This window comes from Pseudomonas asplenii (assembly GCF_001293465.1).
In the GTDB taxonomy this organism is placed as follows: Bacteria; Pseudomonadota; Gammaproteobacteria; order Pseudomonadales; family Pseudomonadaceae; genus Aquipseudomonas; species Aquipseudomonas fuscovaginae_B.
Window position 1 is genome coordinate 159,969 of the sequence record NZ_JSYZ01000019.1, and the last position, 22,882, is coordinate 182,850.

27 protein-coding genes, 1 tRNA gene and 1 pseudogene are annotated in these 22,882 nt (G+C 63.6%); 18 read left to right on the top strand and 11 right to left on the bottom strand.

The window, feature by feature from the left end; genetic code table 11:
* Positions 1-97 precede the first annotated feature (97 nt).
* Complete coding sequence (nadA, locus tag PF66_RS24055) at positions 98-1,156, top strand: quinolinate synthase NadA (RefSeq protein WP_054064020.1); 1,059 nt, start codon at positions 98-100, stop codon at positions 1,154-1,156.
* 218 nt (positions 1,157-1,374) lie between these two features.
* On the opposite strand, the gene PF66_RS24060 is transcribed toward nadA, so the two are convergent.
* Positions 1,375-2,808, bottom strand: coding sequence for a M48 family metalloprotease (locus PF66_RS24060; RefSeq protein WP_054060225.1), 1,434 nt, complete (start codon positions 2,806-2,808; stop codon positions 1,375-1,377).
* Positions 2,809-2,937: 129 nt separating this feature from the next.
* Between PF66_RS24060 and PF66_RS24065 the strand changes: the two genes are divergently transcribed.
* Together PF66_RS24065 and PF66_RS24070 are read left to right on the top strand one after the other, a co-directional pair.
* Positions 2,938-3,177, top strand: coding sequence for a sulfurtransferase TusA family protein (locus tag PF66_RS24065; RefSeq protein ID WP_054060226.1), 240 nt, complete (start codon positions 2,938-2,940; stop codon positions 3,175-3,177).
* 32 nt (positions 3,178-3,209) lie between these two features.
* Positions 3,210-4,280, top strand: a complete 1,071-nt coding sequence (locus PF66_RS24070) for an AI-2E family transporter (protein ID WP_054064021.1) — start codon at positions 3,210-3,212, stop codon at positions 4,278-4,280.
* A 188-nt stretch (positions 4,281-4,468) separates the two neighbouring features.
* Here the strand turns inward: PF66_RS24070 and PF66_RS24075 are convergent, their stop codons facing one another.
* Complete coding sequence (locus PF66_RS24075) at positions 4,469-4,942, bottom strand: peroxiredoxin (RefSeq protein ID WP_054064022.1); 474 nt, start codon at positions 4,940-4,942, stop codon at positions 4,469-4,471.
* A gap of 9 nt (positions 4,943-4,951) precedes the next feature.
* Positions 4,952-5,512 carry a glycine cleavage system protein R gene (locus tag PF66_RS24080; RefSeq protein WP_054060229.1) on the bottom strand — a complete coding sequence of 187 codons (561 nt, stop codon included), beginning with the start codon at positions 5,510-5,512 and terminating at the stop codon, positions 4,952-4,954.
* Between the two features lie 330 nt (positions 5,513-5,842).
* On the opposite strand from PF66_RS24080, the gene dapA reads away from it, so the two are divergent.
* The 5 genes from dapA to PF66_RS24105 all read left to right on the top strand — a co-directional run bounded on the left by dapA (position 5,843) and on the right by PF66_RS24105 (position 9,532).
* On the top strand, positions 5,843-6,721 hold the full coding sequence (gene dapA, locus PF66_RS24085) for a 4-hydroxy-tetrahydrodipicolinate synthase (protein WP_054064023.1): 879 nt from the start codon (positions 5,843-5,845) through the stop codon (positions 6,719-6,721).
* Between the two features lie 17 nt (positions 6,722-6,738).
* Positions 6,739-7,851 carry an outer membrane protein assembly factor BamC gene (gene bamC, locus PF66_RS24090; protein ID WP_054064024.1) on the top strand — a complete coding sequence of 371 codons (1,113 nt, stop codon included), beginning with the start codon at positions 6,739-6,741 and terminating at the stop codon, positions 7,849-7,851.
* Between the two features lie 6 nt (positions 7,852-7,857).
* Positions 7,858-8,658 (top strand): MBL fold metallo-hydrolase, encoded by an 801-nt coding sequence (locus PF66_RS24095; RefSeq protein WP_054064105.1) that lies wholly within the window; start codon positions 7,858-7,860, stop codon positions 8,656-8,658.
* The gene (gene purC / locus PF66_RS24100) at positions 8,645-9,358 is read left to right on the top strand and encodes a phosphoribosylaminoimidazolesuccinocarboxamide synthase (RefSeq protein WP_010450180.1); all 714 of its coding nucleotides are present in this window, start codon (positions 8,645-8,647) and stop codon (positions 9,356-9,358) included. Before PF66_RS24095 ends, purC begins: the two co-directional genes overlap by 14 nt.
* Before the next feature lie 84 nt (positions 9,359-9,442).
* Positions 9,443-9,532, top strand: a tRNA-Ser gene (locus PF66_RS24105).
* Positions 9,533-9,706: 174 nt separating this feature from the next.
* Here the strand turns inward: PF66_RS24105 and PF66_RS33520 are convergent.
* From PF66_RS33520 to PF66_RS24125, 4 genes and pseudogenes are all read right to left on the bottom strand, one after another.
* Positions 9,707-9,889: pseudogene (locus PF66_RS33520) on the bottom strand (helix-turn-helix domain-containing protein); the annotation flags it as partial.
* 85 nt (positions 9,890-9,974) lie between these two features.
* Positions 9,975-10,460, bottom strand: a complete 486-nt coding sequence (locus PF66_RS32245; protein WP_081006063.1) for a LasR-specific antiactivator QslA — start codon at positions 10,458-10,460, stop codon at positions 9,975-9,977.
* 469 nt (positions 10,461-10,929) lie between these two features.
* Positions 10,930-11,307, bottom strand: a complete 378-nt coding sequence (locus PF66_RS24120; protein WP_054060233.1) for an addiction module antidote protein — start codon at positions 11,305-11,307, stop codon at positions 10,930-10,932.
* Entirely contained in the window at positions 11,304-11,627 is a 324-nt protein-coding gene (locus PF66_RS24125) for a type II toxin-antitoxin system RelE/ParE family toxin (RefSeq protein WP_054060234.1), read from the bottom strand. The genes PF66_RS24120 and PF66_RS24125 overlap by 4 nt, the downstream gene beginning before the upstream one ends.
* Positions 11,628-11,968: 341 nt before the next feature.
* Here PF66_RS24125 and PF66_RS24130 point away from each other — a divergent pair, with 341 nt between their 5' ends.
* From PF66_RS24130 to PF66_RS24165, 8 genes are all read left to right on the top strand, one after another.
* Positions 11,969-12,892 (top strand): LysR family transcriptional regulator, encoded by a 924-nt coding sequence (locus tag PF66_RS24130; RefSeq protein ID WP_054060235.1) that lies wholly within the window; start codon positions 11,969-11,971, stop codon positions 12,890-12,892.
* Positions 12,893-12,965: 73 nt separating this feature from the next.
* Positions 12,966-13,325 carry a 5-carboxymethyl-2-hydroxymuconate Delta-isomerase gene (locus PF66_RS24135; RefSeq protein WP_054064025.1) on the top strand — a complete coding sequence of 120 codons (360 nt, stop codon included), beginning with the start codon at positions 12,966-12,968 and terminating at the stop codon, positions 13,323-13,325.
* Between the two features lie 105 nt (positions 13,326-13,430).
* A complete protein-coding gene (locus PF66_RS33065) occupies positions 13,431-13,616 on the top strand; it encodes a hypothetical protein (RefSeq protein WP_054060237.1) in 186 nt (61 codons plus the stop codon).
* A 97-nt stretch (positions 13,617-13,713) separates the two neighbouring features.
* Positions 13,714-15,096: a glutamine synthetase family protein gene (locus PF66_RS24145; RefSeq protein WP_054064026.1), complete on the top strand. Its 1,383-nt coding sequence runs from the start codon at positions 13,714-13,716 to the stop codon at positions 15,094-15,096.
* Positions 15,097-15,239: 143 nt separating this feature from the next.
* Positions 15,240-15,917, top strand: coding sequence for a class I SAM-dependent methyltransferase (locus PF66_RS24150; protein WP_054064027.1), 678 nt, complete (start codon positions 15,240-15,242; stop codon positions 15,915-15,917).
* Between the two features lie 141 nt (positions 15,918-16,058).
* Entirely contained in the window at positions 16,059-17,192 is a 1,134-nt protein-coding gene (gene rnd, locus PF66_RS24155; protein ID WP_054064028.1) for a ribonuclease D, read from the top strand.
* Positions 17,189-17,482 (top strand): YcgL domain-containing protein, encoded by a 294-nt coding sequence (locus tag PF66_RS24160; RefSeq protein ID WP_054061387.1) that lies wholly within the window; start codon positions 17,189-17,191, stop codon positions 17,480-17,482. Before rnd ends, PF66_RS24160 begins: the two co-directional genes overlap by 4 nt.
* Before the next feature lie 161 nt (positions 17,483-17,643).
* The gene (locus PF66_RS24165) at positions 17,644-18,576 is read left to right on the top strand and encodes a D-2-hydroxyacid dehydrogenase (RefSeq protein ID WP_054061386.1); all 933 of its coding nucleotides are present in this window, start codon (positions 17,644-17,646) and stop codon (positions 18,574-18,576) included.
* A gap of 103 nt (positions 18,577-18,679) precedes the next feature.
* Here PF66_RS24165 and PF66_RS24170 read toward each other — a convergent pair whose 3' ends face one another.
* On the bottom strand, positions 18,680-19,273 hold the full coding sequence (locus tag PF66_RS24170) for a nitroreductase family protein (RefSeq protein WP_054061385.1): 594 nt from the start codon (positions 19,271-19,273) through the stop codon (positions 18,680-18,682).
* Between the two features lie 278 nt (positions 19,274-19,551).
* Between PF66_RS24170 and PF66_RS24175 the strand changes: the two genes are divergently transcribed.
* Positions 19,552-20,001 carry a YcgN family cysteine cluster protein gene (locus PF66_RS24175; RefSeq protein ID WP_054061384.1) on the top strand — a complete coding sequence of 150 codons (450 nt, stop codon included), beginning with the start codon at positions 19,552-19,554 and terminating at the stop codon, positions 19,999-20,001.
* 23 nt (positions 20,002-20,024) lie between these two features.
* The gene (locus PF66_RS24180) at positions 20,025-21,263 is read left to right on the top strand and encodes a hypothetical protein (protein ID WP_054064029.1); all 1,239 of its coding nucleotides are present in this window, start codon (positions 20,025-20,027) and stop codon (positions 21,261-21,263) included.
* A gap of 147 nt (positions 21,264-21,410) precedes the next feature.
* On the opposite strand, the gene PF66_RS24185 is transcribed toward PF66_RS24180, so the two are convergent.
* The 3 genes from PF66_RS24185 to PF66_RS24195 form a co-directional block, all read right to left on the bottom strand.
* Positions 21,411-21,785, bottom strand: a complete 375-nt coding sequence (locus tag PF66_RS24185; RefSeq protein ID WP_054064030.1) for a YgaP family membrane protein — start codon at positions 21,783-21,785, stop codon at positions 21,411-21,413.
* A 71-nt stretch (positions 21,786-21,856) separates the two neighbouring features.
* A complete protein-coding gene (locus PF66_RS24190) occupies positions 21,857-22,324 on the bottom strand; it encodes an RNA methyltransferase (RefSeq protein ID WP_054064031.1) in 468 nt (155 codons plus the stop codon).
* A gap of 117 nt (positions 22,325-22,441) precedes the next feature.
* Positions 22,442-22,816, bottom strand: a complete 375-nt coding sequence (locus PF66_RS24195) for a YajD family HNH nuclease (RefSeq protein ID WP_054061381.1) — start codon at positions 22,814-22,816, stop codon at positions 22,442-22,444.
* Positions 22,817-22,882: the final 66 nt, after the last annotated feature.

Here is a 22,882-nt window from a genome sequence, read left to right on the forward strand (position 1 = left end):
AGCGATTTCGTACATAGCCTAATATCCCGCTTCGGAAAGAGGCGGGGGCCGGGGTATACTCGACTTTCGCGCTCACGCGCTTGCAGGTCTTGCGAACATGACGCAAATTTCCGAACGCCTTCTGGTTCAAGCCCACCTCGACGCCAAGCAACCCAAACCGTTGAGTGCCGAGCAGGAGGCGACGCTCCGTGCCGAAATCGCCGCCGAGCTCAAGGCTCAGGACGCGGTGCTGGTGGCCCACTTCTACTGCGACCCGATCATCCAGGCCCTGGCCGAGGAAACCGGCGGTTGCGTGTCCGACTCCCTGGAAATGGCCCGTTTCGGCGCCGCTCACCCGGCCAAGACCGTGCTGGTGGCCGGTGTGCGCTTCATGGGTGAGACGGCGAAAATCCTCACGCCGGAAAAACGCATCCTGATGCCGACCCTGGACGCGACCTGCTCGCTGGACCTGGGCTGTCCGGTGGACGAGTTCTCCGCCTTCTGCGACCAGCATCCGGAGCGCACCGTGGTGGTGTATGCCAACACCTCGGCGGCGGTCAAGGCGCGGGCGGACTGGGTGGTGACCTCCAGTTGCGCGCTGGAAATCGTCGAAAGCCTGATGGACAACGGCGAGAAGATCATCTGGGCGCCGGACAGGCACCTGGGCCGCTATATCCAGAAGCAGACCGGCGCCGACATGCTGCTGTGGGACGGTGCCTGCATCGTTCACGAGGAATTCAAGTCCCGGCAACTGGAAGACATGAAGGCGCTGTACCCCGATGCGGCGATCCTGGTCCACCCGGAATCGCCCGAGTCGGTGATCGACCTGGCCGATGCGGTCGGCTCCACCAGCCAGTTGATCAAGGCGGCGCAGACCTTGCCGAACAAGACCTTCATCGTCGCCACCGATCGCGGCATCTTCTACAAGATGCAGCAGTTGTGTCCGGACAAGGTCTTCATCGAGGCGCCGACCGCCGGTAACGGTGCGGCGTGCCGCAGTTGCGCCCACTGCCCGTGGATGGCGATGAATACCCTGGAGCGCACGCTGCAGTGCCTGCGCGAGGGCAGTAACGAGATCTTCGTCGATCCGTCGATCATTCCGCGGGCGGTACGCCCCTTGAAGCGGATGCTGGACTTCACCCAGGCGGCACGGATGAAGCTGAGCGGCAACGCCTGAGCCGTTTTCGCTTTGCGAGGTGTGTGGGTTCCGGGTAGGGCTTAGCGGCCTCTTCGCGGGCAAGCCTCGCTCCTACAAGGGATAGTGTCATGCGCCAAACGGTGTACGACGCAAATCCGTAGGAGCGCGGCTTGCCCGCGAATACAGTCGCAAGCCTGGCTCGCCCCCCCAAGCCACCGGCATCACCCTCGGATCCGGTGTGAGCGCCAGCGCTTGCGTCAGCCGCCCATCATGTCCTTGACCAAGCGTTCCTGGTCGATCATTTCCTTCTGCCGCGCGTCGATCCGCGAGGCCAGCTGGAAGTTCGGCGCCCGGCGCTTGGCGAAGTCCAGTTGCTGGATCGCCTGCTTGTAGTCGCCAACCAGGGCGAAGTATTCGGCCCGCGCCTGGTGCAGGCCGATGATGTTGCCGGACTGACCACGGGTTTCGGCGATCTGGTACCAGATGTCCGGGTCATCCGCACGGGTCTTGAGCAGGTCGACCAGCACCTTCTCGGCTTCGGCAGGCTTGTTCTGCTTGCCCAGCAGGTCGACCTGGAGCTGCTTGAGCGGATAGTTGCCCGGATACAGGGCCAGCATCCGCTCGGTGCGCTGCGCGGCATCCGGCAGGCGGCCGCTGCTGATGTCGAGCTCGATCTGGGCCAGGTTGTAGATGATTTCGTTGGGCGACTTGGCCAGCAGTGGCTTGAGGTTCTCCCGCGCATCATTCAACTGGCTGCCCTTGATCTGGGCGATGGCCAGGCCATAGCGGGCGATCTCGGACTTGGGGTTTTCGTCCAGTTGGGCGCGGAAGCGCTTGGCCGCCAGCCCCGGGGAATCCTCGTAGGAGAGCATGACCCGGGCGCGAATCAGTTGGTAGCGCAGGCTGTCCTCGATACCGCCGGGCTTGGCCTGTTCGGCGCGGTTGCGGGTGTCGGCGATCCGCGATTCGGTGACCGGGTGGGTCAACAGGAATTCCGGTGGCTTGGCATCGAAGCGGTAGATGCGCATCAGGCGTTCGAACATGGTCGGCATGTTGCGCGGATCGTAGCCGGCCTTCTCCAGGTTGAGGATGCCGATCCGGTCGGCCTCCTGCTCGTTCTGGCGGGAGAAGCGCTGTTTCTCCTGGAAGGCGGCGGCCTGGGTCCCGGCGATGGTGGCGATACCGGCATCGCCACCGCCGGCCGCAGCGACGATGATCCCGGTCAGCAGGGCTGCCATCATCGGCAACTGCATGCGTTGCTGGGCTTCGACGCCGCGGGCGAAGTGGCGTTGCGACAGGTGCGCCAGTTCGTGGGCCAGCACCGAGGCGTACTCGCCTTCGGTCTGGGCGTTGAGGAACAGGCCGCCGTTGATCCCGATGATCCCCCCGGGTGCGGCGAAGGCGTTGAGCTGGTTGCTGTCGATCAGGATGAATTCCAGGCGCCGGTCCTGTACCTGGCTGGTTTCGACCAGCTTGTAGACCGTGGTTTCCACGTAGTCCTTGAGCTGCGGATCGTTCAGTTGCTTGACCTGGCTGCGCAGCAGGCTCAGCCAGGCGCGGCCCAACTGGTATTCCTGCTGGGGCGAGACGATGGCGGAGCTGGCGTCACCGAGTGACGGCAGGTCGTCGGCGAAGCCGGGGGAGGCGAGCAGGCAGGCGAGCGTCAGCAGGGTGGGGCGCAGAAATGTCATGCACAGGGCTCTAGTTCGGCAAAGCCCTTACTGTAGCCGCACACCACGTCGACGACCAGAGGTGGTATCGCTTGGGTTATCCTAGGCGGCTCGAACCCTCCGATCCGACACGCCGCCAGGAGTGAAGCAATGACCGACGCTGTAGAGTACGACGCCGAGCTGGATGCCAGCGGCCTGAACTGCCCGCTGCCACTGCTCAAGGCCAAGCTTGAACTCAATCGCCTGGCCAGCGGCGCGGTACTCAAGGTGATCGCCACCGATGCCGGTTCGCAGCGGGATTTCCGCACCTTCGCCAAACTGGCCGGGCATACGCTGTTGCGCGAGGAGGAAGACGCCGGGGTCTATCGCTATTGGCTGCGCAAGGCCTGAATGTCCAGCACTTAAATCGTTAGGGATTATTGATGTTCAAAGTGTTACGTGACTGGATCCAGCGCTACTTTTCCGACGAGGAAGCGGTGGTATTGGCCGTTCTGCTGTTCCTGGCGTTCACGGCCGTGCTGACCCTGGGCAAGATGCTCGCGCCGGTCCTGGCGGGCATGGTTCTGGCCTATCTGATGCAGGGCCTGGTGTTTGGGCTGGAGCGCATGCGCCTGCCTGGCGCGGCTGCGGTCGGCCTGGTGTTCGCGCTGTTCATGGGTTGCCTGTTGCTGTTCATGCTGGTGGTGGTGCCGCTGCTCTGGCACCAGTTGATCACGCTGTTCAACGAGTTGCCGGGGATGCTGGCCAAGTGGCAGTCGTTGCTGCTGTTGCTGCCGGAACGTTATCCACACCTGGTGTCCGACGAGCAGGTGTTGCAGGCGATCGAGGTGGCGCGGGGCGAAATCGGCAAGTTCGGCCAGTGGGCGCTGACCTTCTCGCTGTCCAGCCTGCCGCTGCTGGTCAACATGATGATCTACCTGGTACTGGTGCCGATTCTGGTGTTCTTCTTCCTCAAGGACCGGGCGAAGATCCGCGACTGGGTGCGTGGCTACCTGCCGCGCGAGCGGGCGCTGATCACCCGGGTGGCGGAGGAAATGAACCGGCAGATTGCCAACTACATCCGTGGCAAGGTGATCGAGATCATCATCTGCGGTGGGGTCACCTACATCTCTTTCGTCGCACTGGGCCTCAATTATGCCGCCTTGCTGGCCCTGCTGGTGGGGCTCTCGGTGGTGGTGCCCTATGTCGGCGCGGTGGTGGTGACCGTGCCGGTGACCCTGATCGCGCTGTTCCAGTGGGGCTGGAGCGACCAGTTCATCTACCTGATGGCGGTCTACGGGATCATCCAGACCCTCGATGGCAACGTGCTGGTGCCGCTGCTGTTCTCCGGGGCGGTGAACCTGCACCCGGTGGCGATCATTTGCGCGGTGCTGCTGTTTGGCGGGTTGTGGGGCTTCTGGGGGGGGTTCTTCGCCATTCCGCTGGCGACGCTGTTCAAGGCCGTGCTGGATGCCTGGCCGCGCAGGGAGCCGATCGTGGCGCCGTTGCTGTAGGAGGATTGGCTTTTTTGTGGGAGCGGGCTTGCCCGCGAAGCTTTTGGCGGTCTTGCGGGCCTCTTCGCGGGCAAGCCCTGCTCCTACAGTTCGGTGTCGATCACAACATTCACGTACTACACCAGCCTGTAGGAGCAGGCGGTGCGGCGATCCGACTTGCCCGCGAAGCTTTTAGCTGCCGAGGCCGGTCAGGCCTTGTTCAGCGCCTGCGCCGCGGCCAGTACCGCATCCACGTGGCCTGGCACCTTCACGCCCCGCCATTCCTGGCGCAGCACGCCTTTCGCATCGATCAGGAACGTGCTGCGGTCGACGCCCAGGTATTCCTTGCCGTAGAGCTTCTTCAGCTTGATCACGTCGAACAGCTGGCAGACCGCCTCGTCCTTGTCGCTGATCAGCTCGAAGGGAAACGCCTGCTTGCACTTGAAGTTCTCGTGGGACTTCAGACCATCGCGCGAAACGCCGAAAACCTCGGTGTTGGCCGCCTGGAACGCCGCGTACTGGTCGCGAAAGCCCTGGCCCTCGGTGGTGCAGCCCGGGGTGCTGTCCTTGGGGTAGAAGTAGATCACCACCTGCTTGCCCTTCAACTCGGACAGGCTGACGGTCTTGCCGCTGGTGGCAGGTGCCTGGAAATCGGTTACGGCTTCATTGATGACAACGGCCATGCTGGCTCCTTACATGGGGTTCTGTGGGCGCCACGGTTCGATCAGCGCATCGAGGTTCATCGCGTCGGCGAAGTCCAGGAACTGGTCGCGCAACCAGCTGATCTGCACGCCGGGCGGCAGGGTCACGGTGAAGGTGGCGTTGAGCATGGTGCCGCCGGTGTGCGGGGCCAGGTAGGTGTCGCAGGTCAGGTTCTCCAGGTCGACGTTGTGGTCGATGAAGAACTGGCACAGTTCGTTGATGATGTCCGAACGGTAGGCCGAGCTGACATAGGCGACGTACGGCAGGGCCTGGGGACGGTTCTCCAGGGCACCGCTGCGCACCACGTTGACGGTCAGGTTGTGCTTCTTCGCCAGGTTCGGCAGGGCGGCCTCAAGGCGGGCCAGGGCGTCCCAGTTGCCGGAAATCTGCAGGACCAGCGCGCTGTACTCGCCATGGCGGGTCAGGCGCGAGGTCACCACGGCGCAGCGGTTTTCATGGCTGGCGCGGCACAGGACGTTGGTCAGCTCCATGGGGTTGGCGCCGAGGGCACTGATGACAAGGAATTGTTCGCGGACAGTGGGGGTGGACATGCAGCATTCCTAAAGCGATGAGCGGTCGGTACGTCGGGGCGTCATGGTTCGGCTCCTGCCCCGCGTGATGCTCGACGGCCGGGAAACGCGTCAAACCCTTGCATCGGCCTCTCAGGTGCGGGCGAGAGCGGGCGGCGGCAAGGCTGGGGCGGGTTTCGGGCGGCGAAAAGGGAGTCTGGAACCCGGCACATGACTGACTCAGTACCGATCAAAGTCTGAAGGGTAGCGAAAACCGGCGCCAAGGGGAATGCTCATGGCGAGTACTTCGCTTGTACAAGGCTGATGGCGCCAGTACCATTACCGCTCTCTTTTTCCGGCAGGAGCGGTTGCATGATTGCGGGCAGTATGGTGGCACTGGTCACACCCATGGATGCACAGGGTAATCTTGACTGGGACAGCCTGACCAAGCTGGTGGACTTCCACCTGCAAAACGGCACCAATGCCATTGTCGCGGTCGGTACCACGGGTGAGTCGGCGACCCTCGACGTGCACGAGCACATCGAAGTCATTCGTCGTGTGGTCGACCAGGTTGCCGGGCGCATCCCGGTGATCGCCGGCACGGGCGCCAACTCGACCCGCGAAGCGATCGAGCTGACCAGCAACGCCAAGAGCGCCGGCGCCGATGCCTGCCTGCTGGTGACCCCGTACTACAACAAGCCGACCCAGGAAGGCCTGTACCAGCATTTCCGTGCGATCGCCGAAGCGGTCGACATCCCGCAGATCCTCTACAACGTACCGGGCCGTACCGCTTGCGACATGCAGGCCGAGACCGTGATCCGCCTGTCGAGCGTGCCAAACATCATCGGCATCAAGGAAGCCACCGGCGACCTGGAGCGCGCCAAGGCCATCCTGGCCGGCGTGAGCGGCGACTTCCTGGTCTACTCCGGCGACGACGCCACCGCGGTCGAGCTGATGCTGCTCGGCGGCAAGGGCAATATCTCGGTGACCGCCAACGTCGCCCCGCGTGAAATGAGCGAGTTGTGCGCCGCCGCGCTGCGTGGCGATGCCGATACCGCTCGTGCGATCCACCAGAAACTGATGCCGCTGAACAAGACCCTGTTCATCGAATCCAACCCGATCCCCGTGAAATGGGCGTTGCATGAGATGGGCCTGATGCCGGACGGTATCCGTCTGCCGCTCACCTGGCTCAGCGCCACCTGTCACGAATCGCTGCGGCAGGCCATGCGCCAGTCCGGCGTCCTGGTTTAATTGAGGAAACACACCGCATGAAGCGATTGGCCGGACTTTCCGCACTTGCCTTGATTATCTCCAGCACCAGTGGCTGTGGCTGGCTTTGGGGCCCGGAAGGCTATTTCCGCGACCGTGGCAGCGACTACCTGGAGGCGCAGCAGACGCCAGCCATGCAGCTGCCGCCGGACATCACCACGGGCAAGCGTCTTGACCCGCTGTTGCCGATCCCGCGCAACGTCGCCAGCGAAACCGTCAAGGGCCCATACGAGGTGCCACGTCCGCAGCCGTTGCAGCTCGCGGCCAGTGCCAGCGACTACAGCCTGCAGAAGAGCGGCGACTCGAGCTGGATCCTGGGCCAGCACCCGCCGGCCGAAGTCTGGTCGGTGGCCATGCAGTTCTTCCAGGACAACGGTTTCCGTATCGACTCGCAACGTCCGCAGACCGGTGAATTCACCACCGCCTGGCAGCACTCCGACGAGCTGTCGGCGAGCCTGGCCAGGCGCCTGGGCAGCAGCGGCGCAGCCGGCAACGAAACCCGCGTGCGGGTACGTATCGAGCCGGGCGTGCAGCGCAATACCAGCGAAATCTACGTGGTCAGCGCCGAGCGTCCGGTGGGCAGCACGGCCAACGTCGACTTCACCGCGCGTTCGGTCAACACCGGCCTGGATTCGGCCCTGGTCGACGAAATGCTCTCGAGCATGAGCCGCAGCGCCGAGAAGGGCGGTTCGGTGTCCCTGCTGGCCGCCCGCGACTTCGATACCCCGAGCCGCGTCAGCCTTAGCCAGGACGGCAGCGGCAACCCGGTACTGAACGTCGGCGAAGACCTCGATCGTGCCTGGTCCAGCGTCGGCCGTGCCCTGGAGCAGGGCCAATGGCGTGTCGAAGACATCAACCGCAGCCTGGGCCTGTACTACATCAACCTGGCGGAAAAGGCCGAGCGCAAGAACGAGGAGCCTGGCTTCTTCGGCAAGCTGTTCGGCAGCAAACCGGCCAAGGAAGAGATCGAAGCCCGTGCCGAGCGCTACCAGGTTCGCCTGAGCAAGGTCGGCGACAGCGTGCAGGTCACCGTCGAGAAGGATATCAACACCGTGGCGCCGGCTGACGTGGCGCGTCGGGTGCTGGGTGTGATTCAGGACAACCTGGGCTGATTGCCGATGCGTTTTGCCGTTCTCGGCAGTGGTAGCCAAGGGAACGGCACACTGATAGCCAGTGGCGACACCTGTGTACTGGTCGATTGTGGTTTCTCCCTGCGGGAAACCGAGCGGCGCCTGGCGCGCCTGGGTATGCACCCGGCGCAACTGAGCGCGATCCTGGTAACCCACGAACATGCCGACCATGTGCATGGCGTGGGTTTGCTGTCTCGGCGCTACAATCTACCGGTGTACCTCAGTCGCGGCACCTTGCGCGGGATGCGCAAGCCTGTGGAGCCCGCGGGGTTCGTGGCGGGGGGCGAAACGCTGCAGATCGGCGCGCTGGCGATCGAGGTGGTTTGCGTCGCCCACGATGCCCTGGAACCGACGCAATACGTGTTCAGCGACGGCCAGCGGCGTTTCGGCCTGCTGACCGACCTGGGTTCGTACTGTGGGACCGTCATGGACCGCTACAGCGGCCTCGATGCACTGATGATCGAGGCCAATCATTGCCGCGACCTGCTGGCACGGGGGCATTACCCGTACTTTCTCAAGCAGCGGGTGGGCGGTGAACGAGGACATCTGAACAACCACCAGGCTGCCAACCTGGTGGCCGAGCTGGGCTGGCAGGGCTTGCAACACCTGGTGCTGGCCCACCTGAGCAGCAAGAACAACCTGCCGCAGCTGGCCCGGCAATGTTTTGTCGACACCCTCGGGTGCGACCCGGACTGGCTGCAACTGGCCGATCAAGATTCAGGGCTCGACTGGCGACATATCGCCGGGCCCAACAATTTAACAAGCGGAGCCCATCATGGAAAAACGTGAAGAACTCTACCGCGGCAAAGCCAAGTCGGTTTACAAGACCGACGACGCCGACCGCTTGATCCTGCTGTTTCGCAACGACACTTCGGCGTTCGACGGCAAGCGCATCGAACAACTCGATCGCAAGGGCATGGTGAACAACAAGTTCAACGCCTTCATCATGCAGAAACTCGAAGCGGCCGGTGTACCGACCCAGTTCGACAAGCTACTGGGCGACAACGAGTCGCTGGTGAAAAAGCTCGACATGATTCCGGTGGAATGCGTGGTGCGTAACTACGCGGCCGGCAGCCTGGTCAAGCGCCTGGGTGTGGAAGAGGGCATGAAGCTCAACCCCTACACCTTCGAACTGTTCCTCAAGGACGACGCCAAGGGCGATCCGTTCATCAACGAATCCCACGTCGTGGCCTTCGGTTGGGGCACTGCCGAGCAACTGGCACGCATGAAGGAGCTGTCGCTCAAGGTCAACGAGATCCTGAGCAAGCTGTTCGATGACGCCGGCCTGCTGCTGGTCGACTTCAAGCTGGAATTCGGCGTGTTCAGCGACGGCTCCATCGTTCTGGGCGACGAGTTCAGCCCGGACGGCTGCCGCCTGTGGGACAAGGACACCAAGAAGAAGATGGACAAGGACCGCTTCCGCCAGGGCCTCGGTGACGTCATCGAAGCCTACGAAGAAGTCGCCCATCGCCTGGGTGTACCGCTGTAATCGACGCAAGCATCTGATAGCACGGAATTTTTTTGCTTCAGGGGGTTCGCTTCCGGCAAAAGTGTTGGTATGATGCGCGCCATTGGAGAGATGCCAGAGTGGCCGAATGGGACGGATTCGAAATCCGTTGTACCTTCGCGGGTACCTAGGGTTCGAATCCCTATCTCTCCGCCATAACATGAAAAGCCCCTGAAGTCGCGAGACTCCAGGGGCTTTTTGCATATTGGCGTCACTCAATTTTTTACGCCTCTTGCAGCGATACCGGCTCGACCTCTGGTTTATGCTTGATTCTCATGTGGCTATAACCTATTCGAGTGCGAGCGGTGTCGCTACATGTTTGAACTCGCCTCATCCGACTGCTTTCATTGGCCTGATCAGGCTCTCCGCTGGAATTCCAAACATCTCATGCAGCTTCCAGATCATGTGCAGCGTCAGGGCTCGCTTACCATTCAGTACCTCATAGACTCTATTCTGCCGGCCAATGGCAGGCACAAGGTCAGCCGCTGACAGTCCAGATTGCTCCATCCTCAATTCGACTGTATTGGCATCAAACCCCGTCAATCCTGGGAGTGCCAGGCGCAAACCTTGAGAAAATGTGAGTTTCAGAATGCTGGGCTCAGGCCTGCAGATAGCCTTGAATACGCCGCAGAAAACCGGCTTCGAATGCATCTCGACCAGTTTGCGTGAGATAAAGCCGGCGCCGTCGCGCCAGTTCGGCCCAGAGTGGCGAGCCATCGGCCTGCTGCAGCCAGCGCTCGGCCTCGCGGGCCCCCTCGGCGAGTTGGCGGGCGTAGTGGTTGTCCCAGGGTGTCGGTGGTTCGTGGGTGTCGTTGGCGGCGCGGCGTGTTGCCGGGATGTGGATAGCGCGGGGCTGGGGCGATTCCAGTCGCTGAAGCGCCAGGGTGTAGAGTGCAATGCCATCGGCGATCAGGCGATGGGCCAGGCGTTCCTGTTCCGGGTCACGAAAGGCCACGCAGCGTGCGCCGTCCAGGCAGAACCTGGCGGCGACTCGAAAATGTGCGGCGGCTTCCAGAGGATTCAGAGAGGCTAGCCGGATCAGGTCGGACGGCGGTAGGCGAGACAGTAGCGAGCGATCAATCATGGAGGGGGCCTCCGTGATCGCGATGCAACGAAGCTGGACGTAGCGGGCGGTGCCCGTGCGTAAAAGGGGGGTAGGCCATTCTCCTTGTCTCCTCGGACGATTTAGGAACTGACTCCCACCGTTGTCACGCGGATTAGGGAGGCAGACCGTGCGAGGGTGACAAACCGGCGTCCGAGGGAACCGGCCAGGCCTAAGCCTGCCCCACACGGTCCGCCATAGGTGTACTAGCCGGGCGCCAACAGACGGCAGCTAAACAGCCATGACGCGATACCGCGCCTCGAACACTTTCAGGTTGTCACACCCGACCACAGGATTGACTGCGGCGAGACTAGGCTAGTGGCGGCGCTGCCAATCTAATAGTCAGGTATCGGCTACGCAATGGAAGTGCGGGTCTTATTGTTTTGTAGGACTTTTCGTTTAGCGGAGGGCGCAAGCCAGCGCCCTTGGTTGAGGGGCATACCACGCAGCGTTACGGATTCACCTGGTGTCCGTTGCATGCCGTATCGGGCGCTGCGGCTTCCGTTCCCGAGACGGGGCGGTGGGAGACTACCTTGGACAGGCCGACTCCCAGGGCCTGGAGCACCTTCAGCACGGTCGACAGTTTCGGGTCGCCGCCAGTCGCCAGGGACCTGTAGAGATTCGGCCTGGCCAGGCCGGTGTTTTGAGAGAGGCTGCTCATGCCACCTCTCGCCTCTACAAGACGACGGATGGCGATAAGAAACGCGTCTTCCCCGCCGACCTCGTCGATTTCCTCGAGCGCGACAGACAGATACTCAAGGGCAAATGTTTCGTCGTCTCGAAGCATTTCAAGAACGCTATCTTCGTGAGAACGAGTCCGGGTCGTCATTTTCCTTTCACCTTGTGGTTTATCCAGAGAGCCTTGGCTTGATTGATGTCGTTCTGCTGTCTGTCCTTGGAGCCTCCGCCCAGCAGGAAAATGACCTTTCGGCCTTCCAGGGCGTAATAGACACGGTAGCCAGGACCCAAATCGAGCTTCATTTCAAACACGCCATCGCCCACCGGTTCGGTTACGCCAAAATGGCCGAGAGAGGCACGGTCGACCCGGGCGGTGATTCTTGCCCTGGTGCGAACGTCTCGCACGCTATCGAGCCAGGCCTGGTAGATATCCACGCCATTGGCAGACAGTAAGTGTTCCACCTCGTACATCCTGAATGTACCTTAAAAGAGACATCTGGTTGATTGGATTTTTGTATGGATCTCGCTGGTTGGGTGAGGTAGCCACCCGTATCGGTAGCGCCGAGTAGCCGTGACAGGGCTTGGGGGTGTAGGGACGAGGCTCGAGGGAGCGCTGACGAAATCAGGCTAGCGCCGGGGGCGTCAGCCTCACAGTCAGGCGTCGGCTATGCAGCATCGCGTGCGGCTCTTATTGCTTCGTAGGTTTTTTCGCTGTGCGCGCCATGGCTGGTGCGTGCCCCTCGCCACTGGGCGGGATTTCCTGAAACACCCCTTGTACACTGGGGGTGTTCCGGGGAGAGGGGGAGTAACGGATGAATCGCAACGAGCTGCGCAAGGCCGACATCAACCTGATGGTGGTGTTCGAGGCGCTGATGCTGGAGCGCAATGTCACGCGGGTGGCGGAAAAGCTCTTTCTGGGCCAGCCGACCATCAGTTCGGCGCTCAATCGCCTGCGGACGATGTTCAACGACCCGCTGTTCATCCGTGTCGGCCATCGCATGGAGCCGACCGCCCGGGCCGAGGAGCTCATCCAGTACCTGTCGCCGGCCCTCGACTCGCTGTCCAATGCCCTGAGCCTGACCCACGATTTCGACCCGGCCAGCAGCACCATGACCTTTCGCATCGGGCTGTCGGACGACGTCGAATTCGGCCTGTTGCCCAACCTGCTGCGCGCCCTGCGCCAGGAGGCGCCGAATGTGATGATCGTGGTCCAGCACGTCGACTACTGGCGTATTCCGGACCTGCTCGCCTCCGGCGATATCACGGTCGGCATCAGCCAGACCCGCGGCCTGCCGGCCAACGCCAAGCGCAAGCTGCTGCGGCACATCCAGCCGATGCTGCTGCGCGCCGATGCCTCGTCGACGCCCATGAGCCTGGATGAATACTGTGCCCGCCCGCATGTGCTGGTGTCCCACACGGCGAACGTCAGCAGCCTGGCCGATGAGTGGCTGGCGGAAATCGGCCGCAAGCGCCATGTGGTGCTGTCGGTACCGCAATACAGCGCCTTGCCGGCCCTGCTGGCGGGGACCGACCTGATCGCCGGCCTGCCGGACTACGCGGCGCTGGCGATGGCCGCGTCGGGCTCGGTGTTTGCCGAACCGCTGCCGTTCAAGACGCCGACTCTCGACCTGTCGATGGTCTGGCTCGGCATCGTCGACACCGACCCGGCTGAACGCTGGCTGCGTTCGCGGCTGGAGCAATTCATGAGCGACCGCTTGCCTCCGGCGCTTGCGTGAGGTTTTTCTGACCGCTTCGACAGGACGCGTGCTATACCTTTCGCTTTGTCCACCGACCTTTCGGAGCTAGCGCATGCCTCACGTTTTCCTGGAATACACCTCGAACCTGACCGATTTCGAGCCCGACAGCGCCCTGCTACGGATCAATCATGTGCTGGTGGCGTCCGGTCAGTTCGCGGCGGAGTCCGCCATCAAGAGCCGGGCGACCCGGGTGGAGAGCTTTCGCGTGGGCACCGGCCTGAATGTGCGTGGTTTCGTGCATGTGAAACTGGCCCTGCTTAGTGGGCGCTCTGCGCAAGTCAAGGCACAACTTTCCGAGAGCCTGCTGGCCGGCTTGCAGGAACGCGGCAATTGGCCGGCATCGGTCGAAGTGCAACTGTCGGTGGAATTGGTGGACCTGGATCGTGAGTCTTACGGAGAAATCACGCTCTGACCTGACATTGTTTAGTCGCTGGGCAACCGAGCATCATGAAAACTGTATTTAATGGCTGATTCCGGCGTGTGAGTCTGCAGCTCTTCTGTTCACTGCGGCAGGCTCATGGACGCGCGCATCAACCCGATCAGGCAGGACGTGTCGGCCGTTGGCCAGGCGCCGGGTATCGATGCTGCCGGTCTGTCGATGGCGGCCCTGCCCAGCGCGGTCGCGCTGCCTTGCGAACTGGCCTTCTGGGCGCTGTGGCATTGCCGCCATGCGCGTCCGCCGGATGTTCTCCCTTCCCGTTGAGTCATTTCACTGACTGCGGGCGGCCCTTGTCCGCCGCCCGGGTCGACATGGCGGGCGTCGTTGCGCCCGCCTGACGCGGAATAGGAGAAAACGCCCCATGAGTGTTGCCTGTCAGTCCTTCGCTGCGCTGGAAGAAGCCCGGTCGTTCCTGAAACGGAACCCGGATATCGAAATGTTCGAGCTGTTTATCATCGATAACAACGGTGTGCCGCGCGGCAAACTGCTGCACCGGGACGAGCTGCTGGCGGTGTATGCCGGCGGCCGGCCCTTGCCGAGCACGATCCTCGGCCTGACCCTCAACGGCGACGATGTGGAAAATTCCGGGCTGGTCTGGGACGTCGGCGATATCGACTGTCGTGCCTATCCCATCACTGGCAGCCTGCAGCGCATGCCCTGGCGGCGGATACCGACAGCGGCGGTACAGGTCGGCATGCACCCCAGCGAGGGACTGCCAGCGGCGGTGGCCGATCCACGCCAGTTGCTGGCGAAGGTGGTCGGGCAACTCCAGGCCGCAGGCTACTACCCGGTGATGGCGGCCGAGCTGGAGTTCTACCTGCTCGACCAGCAGCGCGACAGCAACGGCCGCCCGCAGCCGGCCCGCGACGCCGATGGTGGGCGGCCACGGACCACGCAGGTCTATGGCTTGCGCGAGTTGGAGCAGATCGAACCATTTCTCGCCGACCTTTACGAGGCCTGCAAGCTGCAGGGCATTCCCGCGCGCACGGCGATTTCCGAATATGCCCCCGGCCAGGTGGAAATCACCCTCGAACACCGTGCCGATGCCTTGCAGGCGATGGATGAGGCGGTGCGCTACAAGCGATTGGTCAAGGGCGTGGCCCACAAGCATGGGATGATCGCCTGCTTCATGGCCAAGCCCTTCGATGACCAGGCCGGTACCGGCATGCACATGCACGTGAGCCTGGCCGACAGGGAAGGGAACAACCTGTTCGCCAGCGATGCGGCCGAGGGCACGCCGCTGCTCAGGCAGGCGGTGGGCGGCATGCTCGCGACCCTGCTCGATTCGTTGCTGCTGTTCTGTCCCCATGCCAACTCCTACCGACGTTTCCAGAGCAACAGCTACGCGCCGCTGGCCGCGACCTGGGGGATCGACAACCGCACCGTGAGCCTGCGGGTGCCGGGTGGGCCGGCGGCGTCGCGGCATATCGAACACCGGATCTGCGGCGCCGATGCCAATCCGTACCTGGCAGCCGCGGCGATCCTGGCGGGCATCCATCACGGCATCGTTGCGCAACGGGATCCCGGCGCGCCGATCGAAGGCAACGGCTATGCCCAGGCCGGCGAGCGCCTGCCCACCGACTGGCTGACCAGCCTGCGGGCGCTGGAGGGTTCCCGCTGGGCGCGCGAGACGTTTGGCGACGAGTTCCTTGGCGTTTATCTGGCGGTCAAGCGTGCCGAGTATCGGCAATTCATGGGCGAGGTGGGCGAGCAGGACTGGCGCTGGTACCTGCACCCGGCGTGAAAGTCACGGCTTGATGCAGCCGCGGCGTATTTTTCACGAAATGTTGATGCCCACCTGAATAAGGTTCGAGTGCTGTCGGGAGAAGCTTCCCCGCTCGCGACAGCGCTTCCGATCGTCGGTCAATGCAACAGAGTCCGTCAGACATGTCAGCGCCATCGCCTTCACTTGTCGAGCTTGAGTTCGCCCGCCAGCATGCGCGCGAGCATGCACGGGTGTGCCGTGATGCTCATCCCCAGGGCATATTGGCGCGCATTGGGCTTTGGCGTGAAGAGTGCCTGGTGCGCCAGGCGCTGAAGATGGCCGGTGAACCGGGCCTGGTGCTGGACCTGCCCTGTGGGGCCGGGCGTTTCTGGCCGGTGTTGGCCAAGCGTGGCAACCGCGTGGTGCTGGCGGCGGACTCGTCGCGGGAAATGCTCGAACACTGCGCGGTGCATCATTCGCCCGAGCTGTTCAGGCGGGTCAGGACCTTCCAGAGTTCGGCGTTCGCCATCGGCCTGCCGGAAAATGCGGTGGACTGCATTTTCTGCGTGCCATTGTTCGCCCATATCGCCGAGCGCGAGCACCGCCTGGCGATCCTCGGCGAGTTTCACCGGGTCAGTCGCGACACGGTGATCCTGTCCGTGTGCCTGGGCGGCAATCTGATGGCCTGGCGCCACCGCCACGCGACCGTTCGTCCGGAACTGGAAAACCAGCCGGTGCTGCTGGGCAAGGCGCAGATCGAAGCCGAGTTCCACGAAGCCGGTTTCGAGATCGTCGGCCATCGTGACTTCCTGCCGGGGTGTGCCATGCGTCGGGTCTATGTCCTGCGCAAGGACAGCTGACATCTTCCGGGCCCTGCGAACTTGACGAGTAAGACTATTCTTTCAGCGCAGCGAGGCATTCGCTCACGCACTTGCAGCGCGGATGCTCGGAAATCGCCTGTAGCGATATATACTGCGCGCCATTCTTCAAGGGAGAGCCGTGTGGCCATCGATATTCACTGGATCCGCGACAACGATAGCCTCGGTCGGCATTGCACTGAATGGCAGCAACTACCTTTCGTTGCCCTCGACACCGAATTCATGCGGGTCGACACCTTTTATCCCATCGCCGGGCTGATCCAGATCGGTGATGGCGCGCGCGCTTACCTGATCGACCCGTTGACCATCGACAACTGGCAACCCCTGGCCGCGCTGCTGGACAACCCGGCAGTGGTCAAGGTCGTGCACGCCTGCAGCGAAGACCTCGAAGTCCTGTTGCGCCTGACCGGCAGCCTGCCGACGCCGTTGTTCGACACCCAACTGGCCGCGGGCTACCTGAACCTGGGCTTTTCCATGGGCTATTCGCGGCTGGTCCAGGAAGTTCTCGGTATCGAGCTGCCCAAGGGCGAAACCCGCTCCGACTGGCTGCAACGCCCGCTGTCGGACACCCAGGTCAGCTATGCCGCCGAGGATGCGCTGCACCTGGCCGAGGTCTACAGCCGCCTGCGCCCGCAACTGTCCGACGACAAGTATGCCTGGGTGCTGGAGGATGGTGCCGAACTGGTCGCCAACCTGCGCCGCGAGGTCGATCCCAACGAGATCTATCGCGACGCCAAGCTCGCCTGGAAACTGTCCCGGGCGCAACTGGCGGTGCTGCGGGAACTCTGTGCCTGGCGCGAACGCGAGGCCCGTGCCCGCGACCTGCCGCGCAACCGGATCATCCGCGAGCACTCGTTGTGGCCGTTGGCCAAGAGCCAGCCGGACAACCTGGTGACCCTGGCCCGCATCGAAGACATGCACCCACGCACCGTGCGCCAGGACGGCGAGTTCCTGCTCGAACTGATCAGGCGCGCGGCCAGCCTGCCGATGGACCAGTGGCCGCCGGCGGTGCCCGAGCCCCTGCCGATCGAGGCCGGAGCGCTGGTCAAGCGCCTGCGCGCGGTGGGCCAGGCGGCGGCCGAGCGGATGAACATCGTGCCGGAACTGATGCTGCGCAAGAAAACCCTGGAGGCGCTGATCAAGAGCGGCTTCCCTGACGGACCCTATCAATTGCCCGATTCGCTGCGTGGCTGGCGTCGCGAATTGCTGGGCCAGGCCCTGCTCGACAGCCTGGCGACTGCCGGAGAACAGCCTTGAAACATATCTGCTCGATCTATCGCAGCCCCCGCAAGAACGAAATGTACCTCTACGTGCTCAAGAGCGAAGCCCTGGAGCGCGTACCGGAAACCCTCCTGCAGGTGTTCGGCAAGCCGCAGCATGCCTTCGACCTGGTGCTGACCCCCGAGCGCAAGCTGGCGCGCGAAGATATCCACAAGGTGCTGGAAAACCTCGACAAGCAGGGTTATCACCTGCAGATGCCACCGGCCGAGGACGAGTACATCGAGCACCTGCCCGAAGAGTTGTTGCGGCGCAATGACCCGGTCTGAGCCACACCCCTGAGTGTCCCGGCCTGTGCGGGTTGATGCGAATCAGCCCTACAGGCCACCCGGGCGCTCCATTTCAATGGAATGCATTTCCGGCGGTCGCCGAGCACGATGGAGAGCGCTTCATCGGCGGCCGTCTGCACCGTTTTTGAAAGGTTTGAACCATGCGCGTTCTGATTGCCGAACACGACCACGCCGTGTATGCCCGCCTGCTGCGTCAGGCGCAGCCCGAACTTGAAGTCATGACCAGCGGCGATTCGGCGGTACTGTCGGGAATGGCGGCCGATTGCCCGGTCTGGCTCGGCCAGCCGGACCTGATGGCCAGCCTGTTGCGCCAGGGGCACCGGCCGCAGTGGCTGCAGTCGACCTGGGCGGGGATCACGCCGCTGCTGGCCGAAGGCCTGCCGCGCAACTACCGGCTGACCCGGGCGGTCGGCATTTTCGGCCAGTTGATGGCCGAGTACGTCCTGACCTACATGCTCGGCCATGAGCGCGAGGTGCTGGCGCGGCTGGTCAGCCAGGTCGAGCGCAAGTGGGATAACCGCACCGGCCTGGGGCTGGCGGGGCGCAAGGTGCTGATTGTCGGCGCGGGCGATATCGGCCAGAGCGTGGCGCAGTTCCTGCAGCCGTTCGGTGTCGAGTTGTACGGCATCGCCAGCGAGGCCCGCGAGCAGGCGCCGTTCATCCGGGTCGATGACCTGGAGGCGCTGGGCGAGCGGGTGGGCGAGGTGGACTACGTGGTCAACCTGTTGCCCAATACGCCGGCGACCCATGACCTGTACGACGCGGCGATGTTCAAGCGCTTCAAGCCGACCGGCCTGTTCATCAATGCCGGGCGCGGCGTGTCGGTGGTCGATGCGGACCTGGTGCAAGCGTTGAAGGAGGGCCATCTGGCCGGTGCGGTGATCGATGTCTGCCGCCAGGAACCGTTGCCGCAGCGCCATCCGTTCTGGACGGCCTGGGGATTGCTGCTGACCGGTCACAGCTCGGCGCCGACCTCCCCGCCGATGATGGTGCAGTTGTTCGTCGAGAACCTGCGGGCGTACCAGGCGAGCCAGCCGCTGCGCGGCGAAGTGCGGTTCGAGCGCGGTTACTAGGCCTGCGACTGCCATCTCCCTCAGTTGATCGTTCCCACGCTCCGCGTGGGAACGATCGAAAAGCGCCAGCACCCTCTCGGTCAGCCAGCGTTTTCACTGCCGATTACAGGCTGAAATCACCCTCGGCCGCCAGTGCGCTCACCGGCTCGCGTGGGCTTGGTACTTCCCGGGCCTGCAGGTATTCGGCGAGGCTGGCCTTGTCGCCCAGCTTGCCGACCGCCACCGCCGCGTGCAGAGCGTAGCCGTCCGGAATCTTCAGCTCCTTGCGGGCCAGTTCCTGATCGAAGCCGGCCATGCCGTGGGTGTGCCAGCCGCTCTGGCTGGCCTGCAGGGCCAGGTAGCCCCAGGCCGTGCCGGTGTCGAAGGTGTGCCACAGGGCCGGGGTTTCCTCGGCGGCGCCAGGCACCTTGAAGGTGGTTTTCGAGATCACGATCACCAGCGCGGAGGCATGCTGCGCCCAGCCGCGGTTGAACTCGTTGAGCAGGCCGAGGAAGCGTTCCCAGTTCGGCGTGTCGCGACGGGCGTAGAGAAAGCGCCATGGCTGCGAGTTGTAGGCCGATGGCGCCCAGCGTGCGGCTTCGAAGAAGCTCAGCAGGGTTTCTTCCGGGATGGCTTCGCCGGTAAAGGCGCGGGGCGACCAGCGTTGGGTGAACTGGGCATCGATGGGATAGTCGGCGACACGTGGGTTGGCACTCATGGGCGATTCCTGACTGGAGTCCGAAGTGAAGGGAGTTGGGGCGACCCTGGCCGCTGGCGCGGTGTCCGGTCGTGATGCCCGGCCCGTCTACAGTCCGCTTCGTGCGGCGCGGAGGAGCGCTAATGGCAGTTGGCTAGCGGGCTTTGGGGCCATCAAAACTACTGTGCCCGGGCGCGGCTGACAAGCTTTCATCAACCGACAGTCGCCAATGCTTGGCCCTTTGCGGCCCGGGCACTAGACTGGCGACCTTTTCACTACCCGATGCAGATGTCTGAACCATGGCCGCAAAAGTCGAACCCTTCTGGATACGCAAGACCCTCGATCAGCTCGATCAGGAAGAATGGGAGTCGCTGTGCGACGGCTGCGGCCTGTGCTGCCTGCAAAAGCTCGAGGATGAAGAGGACAATAGCGTCTACTACACGCGGATCGCCTGCAAGCTGCTGGACCTCAAGACCTGCCAGTGCACCGACTACAGCAACCGCCGCGCCTCGGTGCCCGACTGCATCCAGCTCACGCCGGGCAAGGCCGACGAGTTCAAGTGGTTGCCGCCGACCTGCGGTTATCGACTGGTCAGCGAGGGCAAGGACCTGCCGCTCTGGCACCATCTGGTCTGCGGCGATCGCGACGCGGTACACCACGAGCGCATTTCCCAGTCCGGCCGGATGCTGGCCGAGGGCAGCGTGCCCGAAGACGACTGGGAAGACCATCTGATTTTCCGCGCCGGTTGATCGGCGGGCCCGAGGGAGTGTTTATGCCGGTGCGTTGCCGACTGTTGGCGGGGTCGCTGCTGTTGATGCTGGCCGGCTCCGCCTGGGCCGGGAAGAAAGTCGACCTGGATTACCACTTGCGCCTGTTGCCGCAGAGCGACCAGGTCGAAGTGCGCCTGACCCTGGCCCAGGGTTCGGCGGTGCGCAGCCTGGATTTCGACCTCGGCGCCCAGGGCTACTACACCGACTTCAAGGCCGACGGCCAATGGCTGACGCGGCCGGATCAGGCCGGCACCAGCAGTCGCGGCATCTGGCGTCCGGCCGCCGGCAAGGCGAGCCTGAGCTATCGGGTGAGCATCAGCCACCCGCGCCGCAATGGCACCTTCGATACCCGCATGACCAGTCACTGGGCCCTGCTGCGGGGCGAGGAACTGGTCCCACCGGCGCACCTGGACCAGCAGGACGGTACCGAACTGGTGTCGCGACTGGACGTGGAACTGCCCAACGGCTGGAAAAGCGTCGAGACCGCCTGGCCGCGGATCGGCAGGAACCGCTTTCGCGTCGATAACGTCTCGCGGCTGTTCGACCGCCCGACCGGCTGGCTGCTGGCCGGCGATCTCGGCAGCCGGCGCACACGGCTGGGCGAAACCGAGGTGACGGTCGCTGCGCCGCGGGGCGAGGGCATGCGGCGGATGGATGTGCTCACGCTGCTGACTTTCGTCTGGCCCAAGCTGCAGGAGGTGTTTCCGCGCAACCCGGCGAAACTGCTGGTGGTCGGGGCCGGGGAACCCATGGTGCGGGGTGCCCGCGCAAGCCATGACTCGATCTACCTGCACAGCACCGGGCCGTTGATCGGCGAGTCGGGGGCCAGCCCGCTGGTGCGGGAGCTGGTACATGTCTTTGGCCGGATCAACGATAGCCACCGCAGCGACTGGATCGGCGAAGGCCTGGCGGAGTACTACGCCATCGAGCTGGTGCGACGCGCCGGGGGCATGAGCGAGGAGCGCTACCGGGCGGTGCAGGCGAAGCTGGCGCGCAGCGGACACAAGGTCGCCAGCTTGCGGGGCGAGCAGGTGAGCGGGGCGACGGTGGCCCGGGCGGTCTTGCTGCTGCAGGAACTGGACCGGGAAATTCGCCAGCAGACCGATAACCGGCACTCGCTGGACGACGTGAGCCGGGCGGCGATGCGCCTGGATACGGTGACCACCGAGGAGTTCATCCAGTTGAGCGAAAGCGTGCTGGGTGGGCCGTCGAAGGTGTTGGCGACCGACCTGCTGAAGTAAACCTTTGGGTTTGTGGCGAAGTTGAGTACCTGTTCGCGGATAAATCCGGCTCCCACAAGGTATCGCAGCGATCAATATTCCATGAACGATGCAAAGCTGTGGGAGCCGGATTTATCCGCGAAAGGGCCTTACGGCGCGTCGCATGAATCAGGCCTTCGGTGTTTCCAGCGAATCGTTGCCCGTCACCGTCGCGGTGCGCGTCGCCATTTCGGCATTGGCCTTCATCTGCCGCAGCTCGTCCGCCGCCCGCTCGACCTTGCCACGCACCCCTTCCAGGTCGCGACGGCCTTTCTCCAGCAGGCTCTTGGCCGAGCTGTGACCGGTGATGCCACGGGCCAGCGCGACGCCGCCGATGGCGACCTGGATCAGGCCGAACACACCGCCACGGCGCAGGCCCTTGCCGACCATGACCACGCCGCCGGCGAGGGAGCCGAGCCGCTCCCAGCCCTGGACGTTCTGTTGCGCTGCCGGGGACTGGAACGGCGTGGAGTCGATGCGCTGCAGGGTTTTTCTGTCGCTCATGATCTGTCTCCTCAAGTGGCGGGTGGATAGACTGCAGACTGCCGGAACCTGCGACAGGTTCCTCCAGGTACTCAGAACCTGGGGCCCGAACGGGTGTTGTTGCCCTTGGCCAGGCGGTCGTAGAGCACCACGTTGACGGTGGCGGCCAGGTTCATGCAGCCGGTGGTGGGGATGTACACCACGTCCTCGCACCAGTCGCGGATGTCCTTGTCCAGCGAGCCGTCTTCCGGGCCGAAGATGTACAGCGCGCGATCGGGATGGGTGTACTCCGGCAGCGGGCGGGCGCCTTCCACCAGTTCGACGGCGACCGGGATACAGCCCAGGGGCAGGATCTTCTTCAGGTCGTCGATGCCGATCAGCGGGATGTCCTGGTGCACCTTCTTGGTGTCGGTGACGAAATCCCGGGCCCGCTCGTAGCGCTTGCCGGTGTAGAACACCGAGGCCACGCCGTAGCAGCCAGCCGCACGCATCACCGAACCGACGTTCTCCGGTGACTTGGGGTTATACAAACCGATGCAGCTGTACCTTTTGTTTGCCACGAGCCGGGTGCCTTCCAGGAAAAAGACGCGAGTATACCGGCAACGCTGCCGGGCGTGATGCCTGTCGCGATCGAGGGCTGGAGGCTGCCCGCCGGATGACGGGCTACGGTGCGGGGCTTACTCGTCTTTCTTCAACATCCCGGCCAGGGCGGCGAACGGGTTGTGGGTGGCCTTGGCGATCTTCGGGCTGCTCAGGGAGCTGTCGCCGAAATACTGCTGGTCGGTATAGCGCGAGTGTTCGTTGTCGTGGCAGAACAGGCAGAGCAGTTCCCAGTTGGAGCCGTCCTGCGGGTTGTTGTCGTGGTTGTGGTCGCGATGGTGCACGGTCAGTTCGCTCAGGCGCTTGCCGGAAAATTCACGGGCGCAGCGGCCGCAGACGTGCGGATACATCTTCAGCGCCTTGTCACGATAGCCCATCTCCTTGTCGCGTTTGGCATCGGCGAGGATGCGGTCCAGCTTGGCGGTAGGGGAGGGAGGGTTGGTCGAACTCATGGGTTCACCTTGTCGAATGGATTGATGACGGTCATGCCGTGAAATCTAGGCTGTGTACGAAATTGT

Coding starts and splice junctions, on each gene's coding strand:
- nadA (WP_054064020.1), top strand. CDS start 98: ATGACGCAAATTTCCGAACGCCTTCTGGTTCAAGCCCACCTCGACGCC.
- PF66_RS24060 (WP_054060225.1), bottom strand. CDS start 2,808: ATGACATTTCTGCGCCCCACCCTGCTGACGCTCGCCTGCCTGCTCGCC.
- PF66_RS24065 (WP_054060226.1), top strand. CDS start 2,938: ATGACCGACGCTGTAGAGTACGACGCCGAGCTGGATGCCAGCGGCCTG.
- PF66_RS24070 (WP_054064021.1), top strand. CDS start 3,210: ATGTTCAAAGTGTTACGTGACTGGATCCAGCGCTACTTTTCCGACGAG.
- PF66_RS24075 (WP_054064022.1), bottom strand. CDS start 4,942: ATGGCCGTTGTCATCAATGAAGCCGTAACCGATTTCCAGGCACCTGCC.
- PF66_RS24080 (WP_054060229.1), bottom strand. CDS start 5,512: ATGTCCACCCCCACTGTCCGCGAACAATTCCTTGTCATCAGTGCCCTC.
- dapA (WP_054064023.1), top strand. CDS start 5,843: ATGATTGCGGGCAGTATGGTGGCACTGGTCACACCCATGGATGCACAG.
- bamC (WP_054064024.1), top strand. CDS start 6,739: ATGAAGCGATTGGCCGGACTTTCCGCACTTGCCTTGATTATCTCCAGC.
- PF66_RS24095 (WP_054064105.1), top strand. CDS start 7,858: ATGCGTTTTGCCGTTCTCGGCAGTGGTAGCCAAGGGAACGGCACACTG.
- purC (WP_010450180.1), top strand. CDS start 8,645: ATGGAAAAACGTGAAGAACTCTACCGCGGCAAAGCCAAGTCGGTTTAC.
- PF66_RS32245 (WP_081006063.1), bottom strand. CDS start 10,460: ATGATTGATCGCTCGCTACTGTCTCGCCTACCGCCGTCCGACCTGATC.
- PF66_RS24120 (WP_054060233.1), bottom strand. CDS start 11,307: ATGACGACCCGGACTCGTTCTCACGAAGATAGCGTTCTTGAAATGCTT.
- PF66_RS24125 (WP_054060234.1), bottom strand. CDS start 11,627: ATGTACGAGGTGGAACACTTACTGTCTGCCAATGGCGTGGATATCTAC.
- PF66_RS24130 (WP_054060235.1), top strand. CDS start 11,969: ATGAATCGCAACGAGCTGCGCAAGGCCGACATCAACCTGATGGTGGTG.
- PF66_RS24135 (WP_054064025.1), top strand. CDS start 12,966: ATGCCTCACGTTTTCCTGGAATACACCTCGAACCTGACCGATTTCGAG.
- PF66_RS33065 (WP_054060237.1), top strand. CDS start 13,431: ATGGACGCGCGCATCAACCCGATCAGGCAGGACGTGTCGGCCGTTGGC.
- PF66_RS24145 (WP_054064026.1), top strand. CDS start 13,714: ATGAGTGTTGCCTGTCAGTCCTTCGCTGCGCTGGAAGAAGCCCGGTCG.
- PF66_RS24150 (WP_054064027.1), top strand. CDS start 15,240: ATGTCAGCGCCATCGCCTTCACTTGTCGAGCTTGAGTTCGCCCGCCAG.
- PF66_RS24165 (WP_054061386.1), top strand. CDS start 17,644: ATGCGCGTTCTGATTGCCGAACACGACCACGCCGTGTATGCCCGCCTG.
- PF66_RS24170 (WP_054061385.1), bottom strand. CDS start 19,273: ATGAGTGCCAACCCACGTGTCGCCGACTATCCCATCGATGCCCAGTTC.
- PF66_RS24175 (WP_054061384.1), top strand. CDS start 19,552: ATGGCCGCAAAAGTCGAACCCTTCTGGATACGCAAGACCCTCGATCAG.
- PF66_RS24180 (WP_054064029.1), top strand. CDS start 20,025: ATGCCGGTGCGTTGCCGACTGTTGGCGGGGTCGCTGCTGTTGATGCTG.
- PF66_RS24185 (WP_054064030.1), bottom strand. CDS start 21,785: ATGAGCGACAGAAAAACCCTGCAGCGCATCGACTCCACGCCGTTCCAG.
- PF66_RS24195 (WP_054061381.1), bottom strand. CDS start 22,816: ATGAGTTCGACCAACCCTCCCTCCCCTACCGCCAAGCTGGACCGCATC.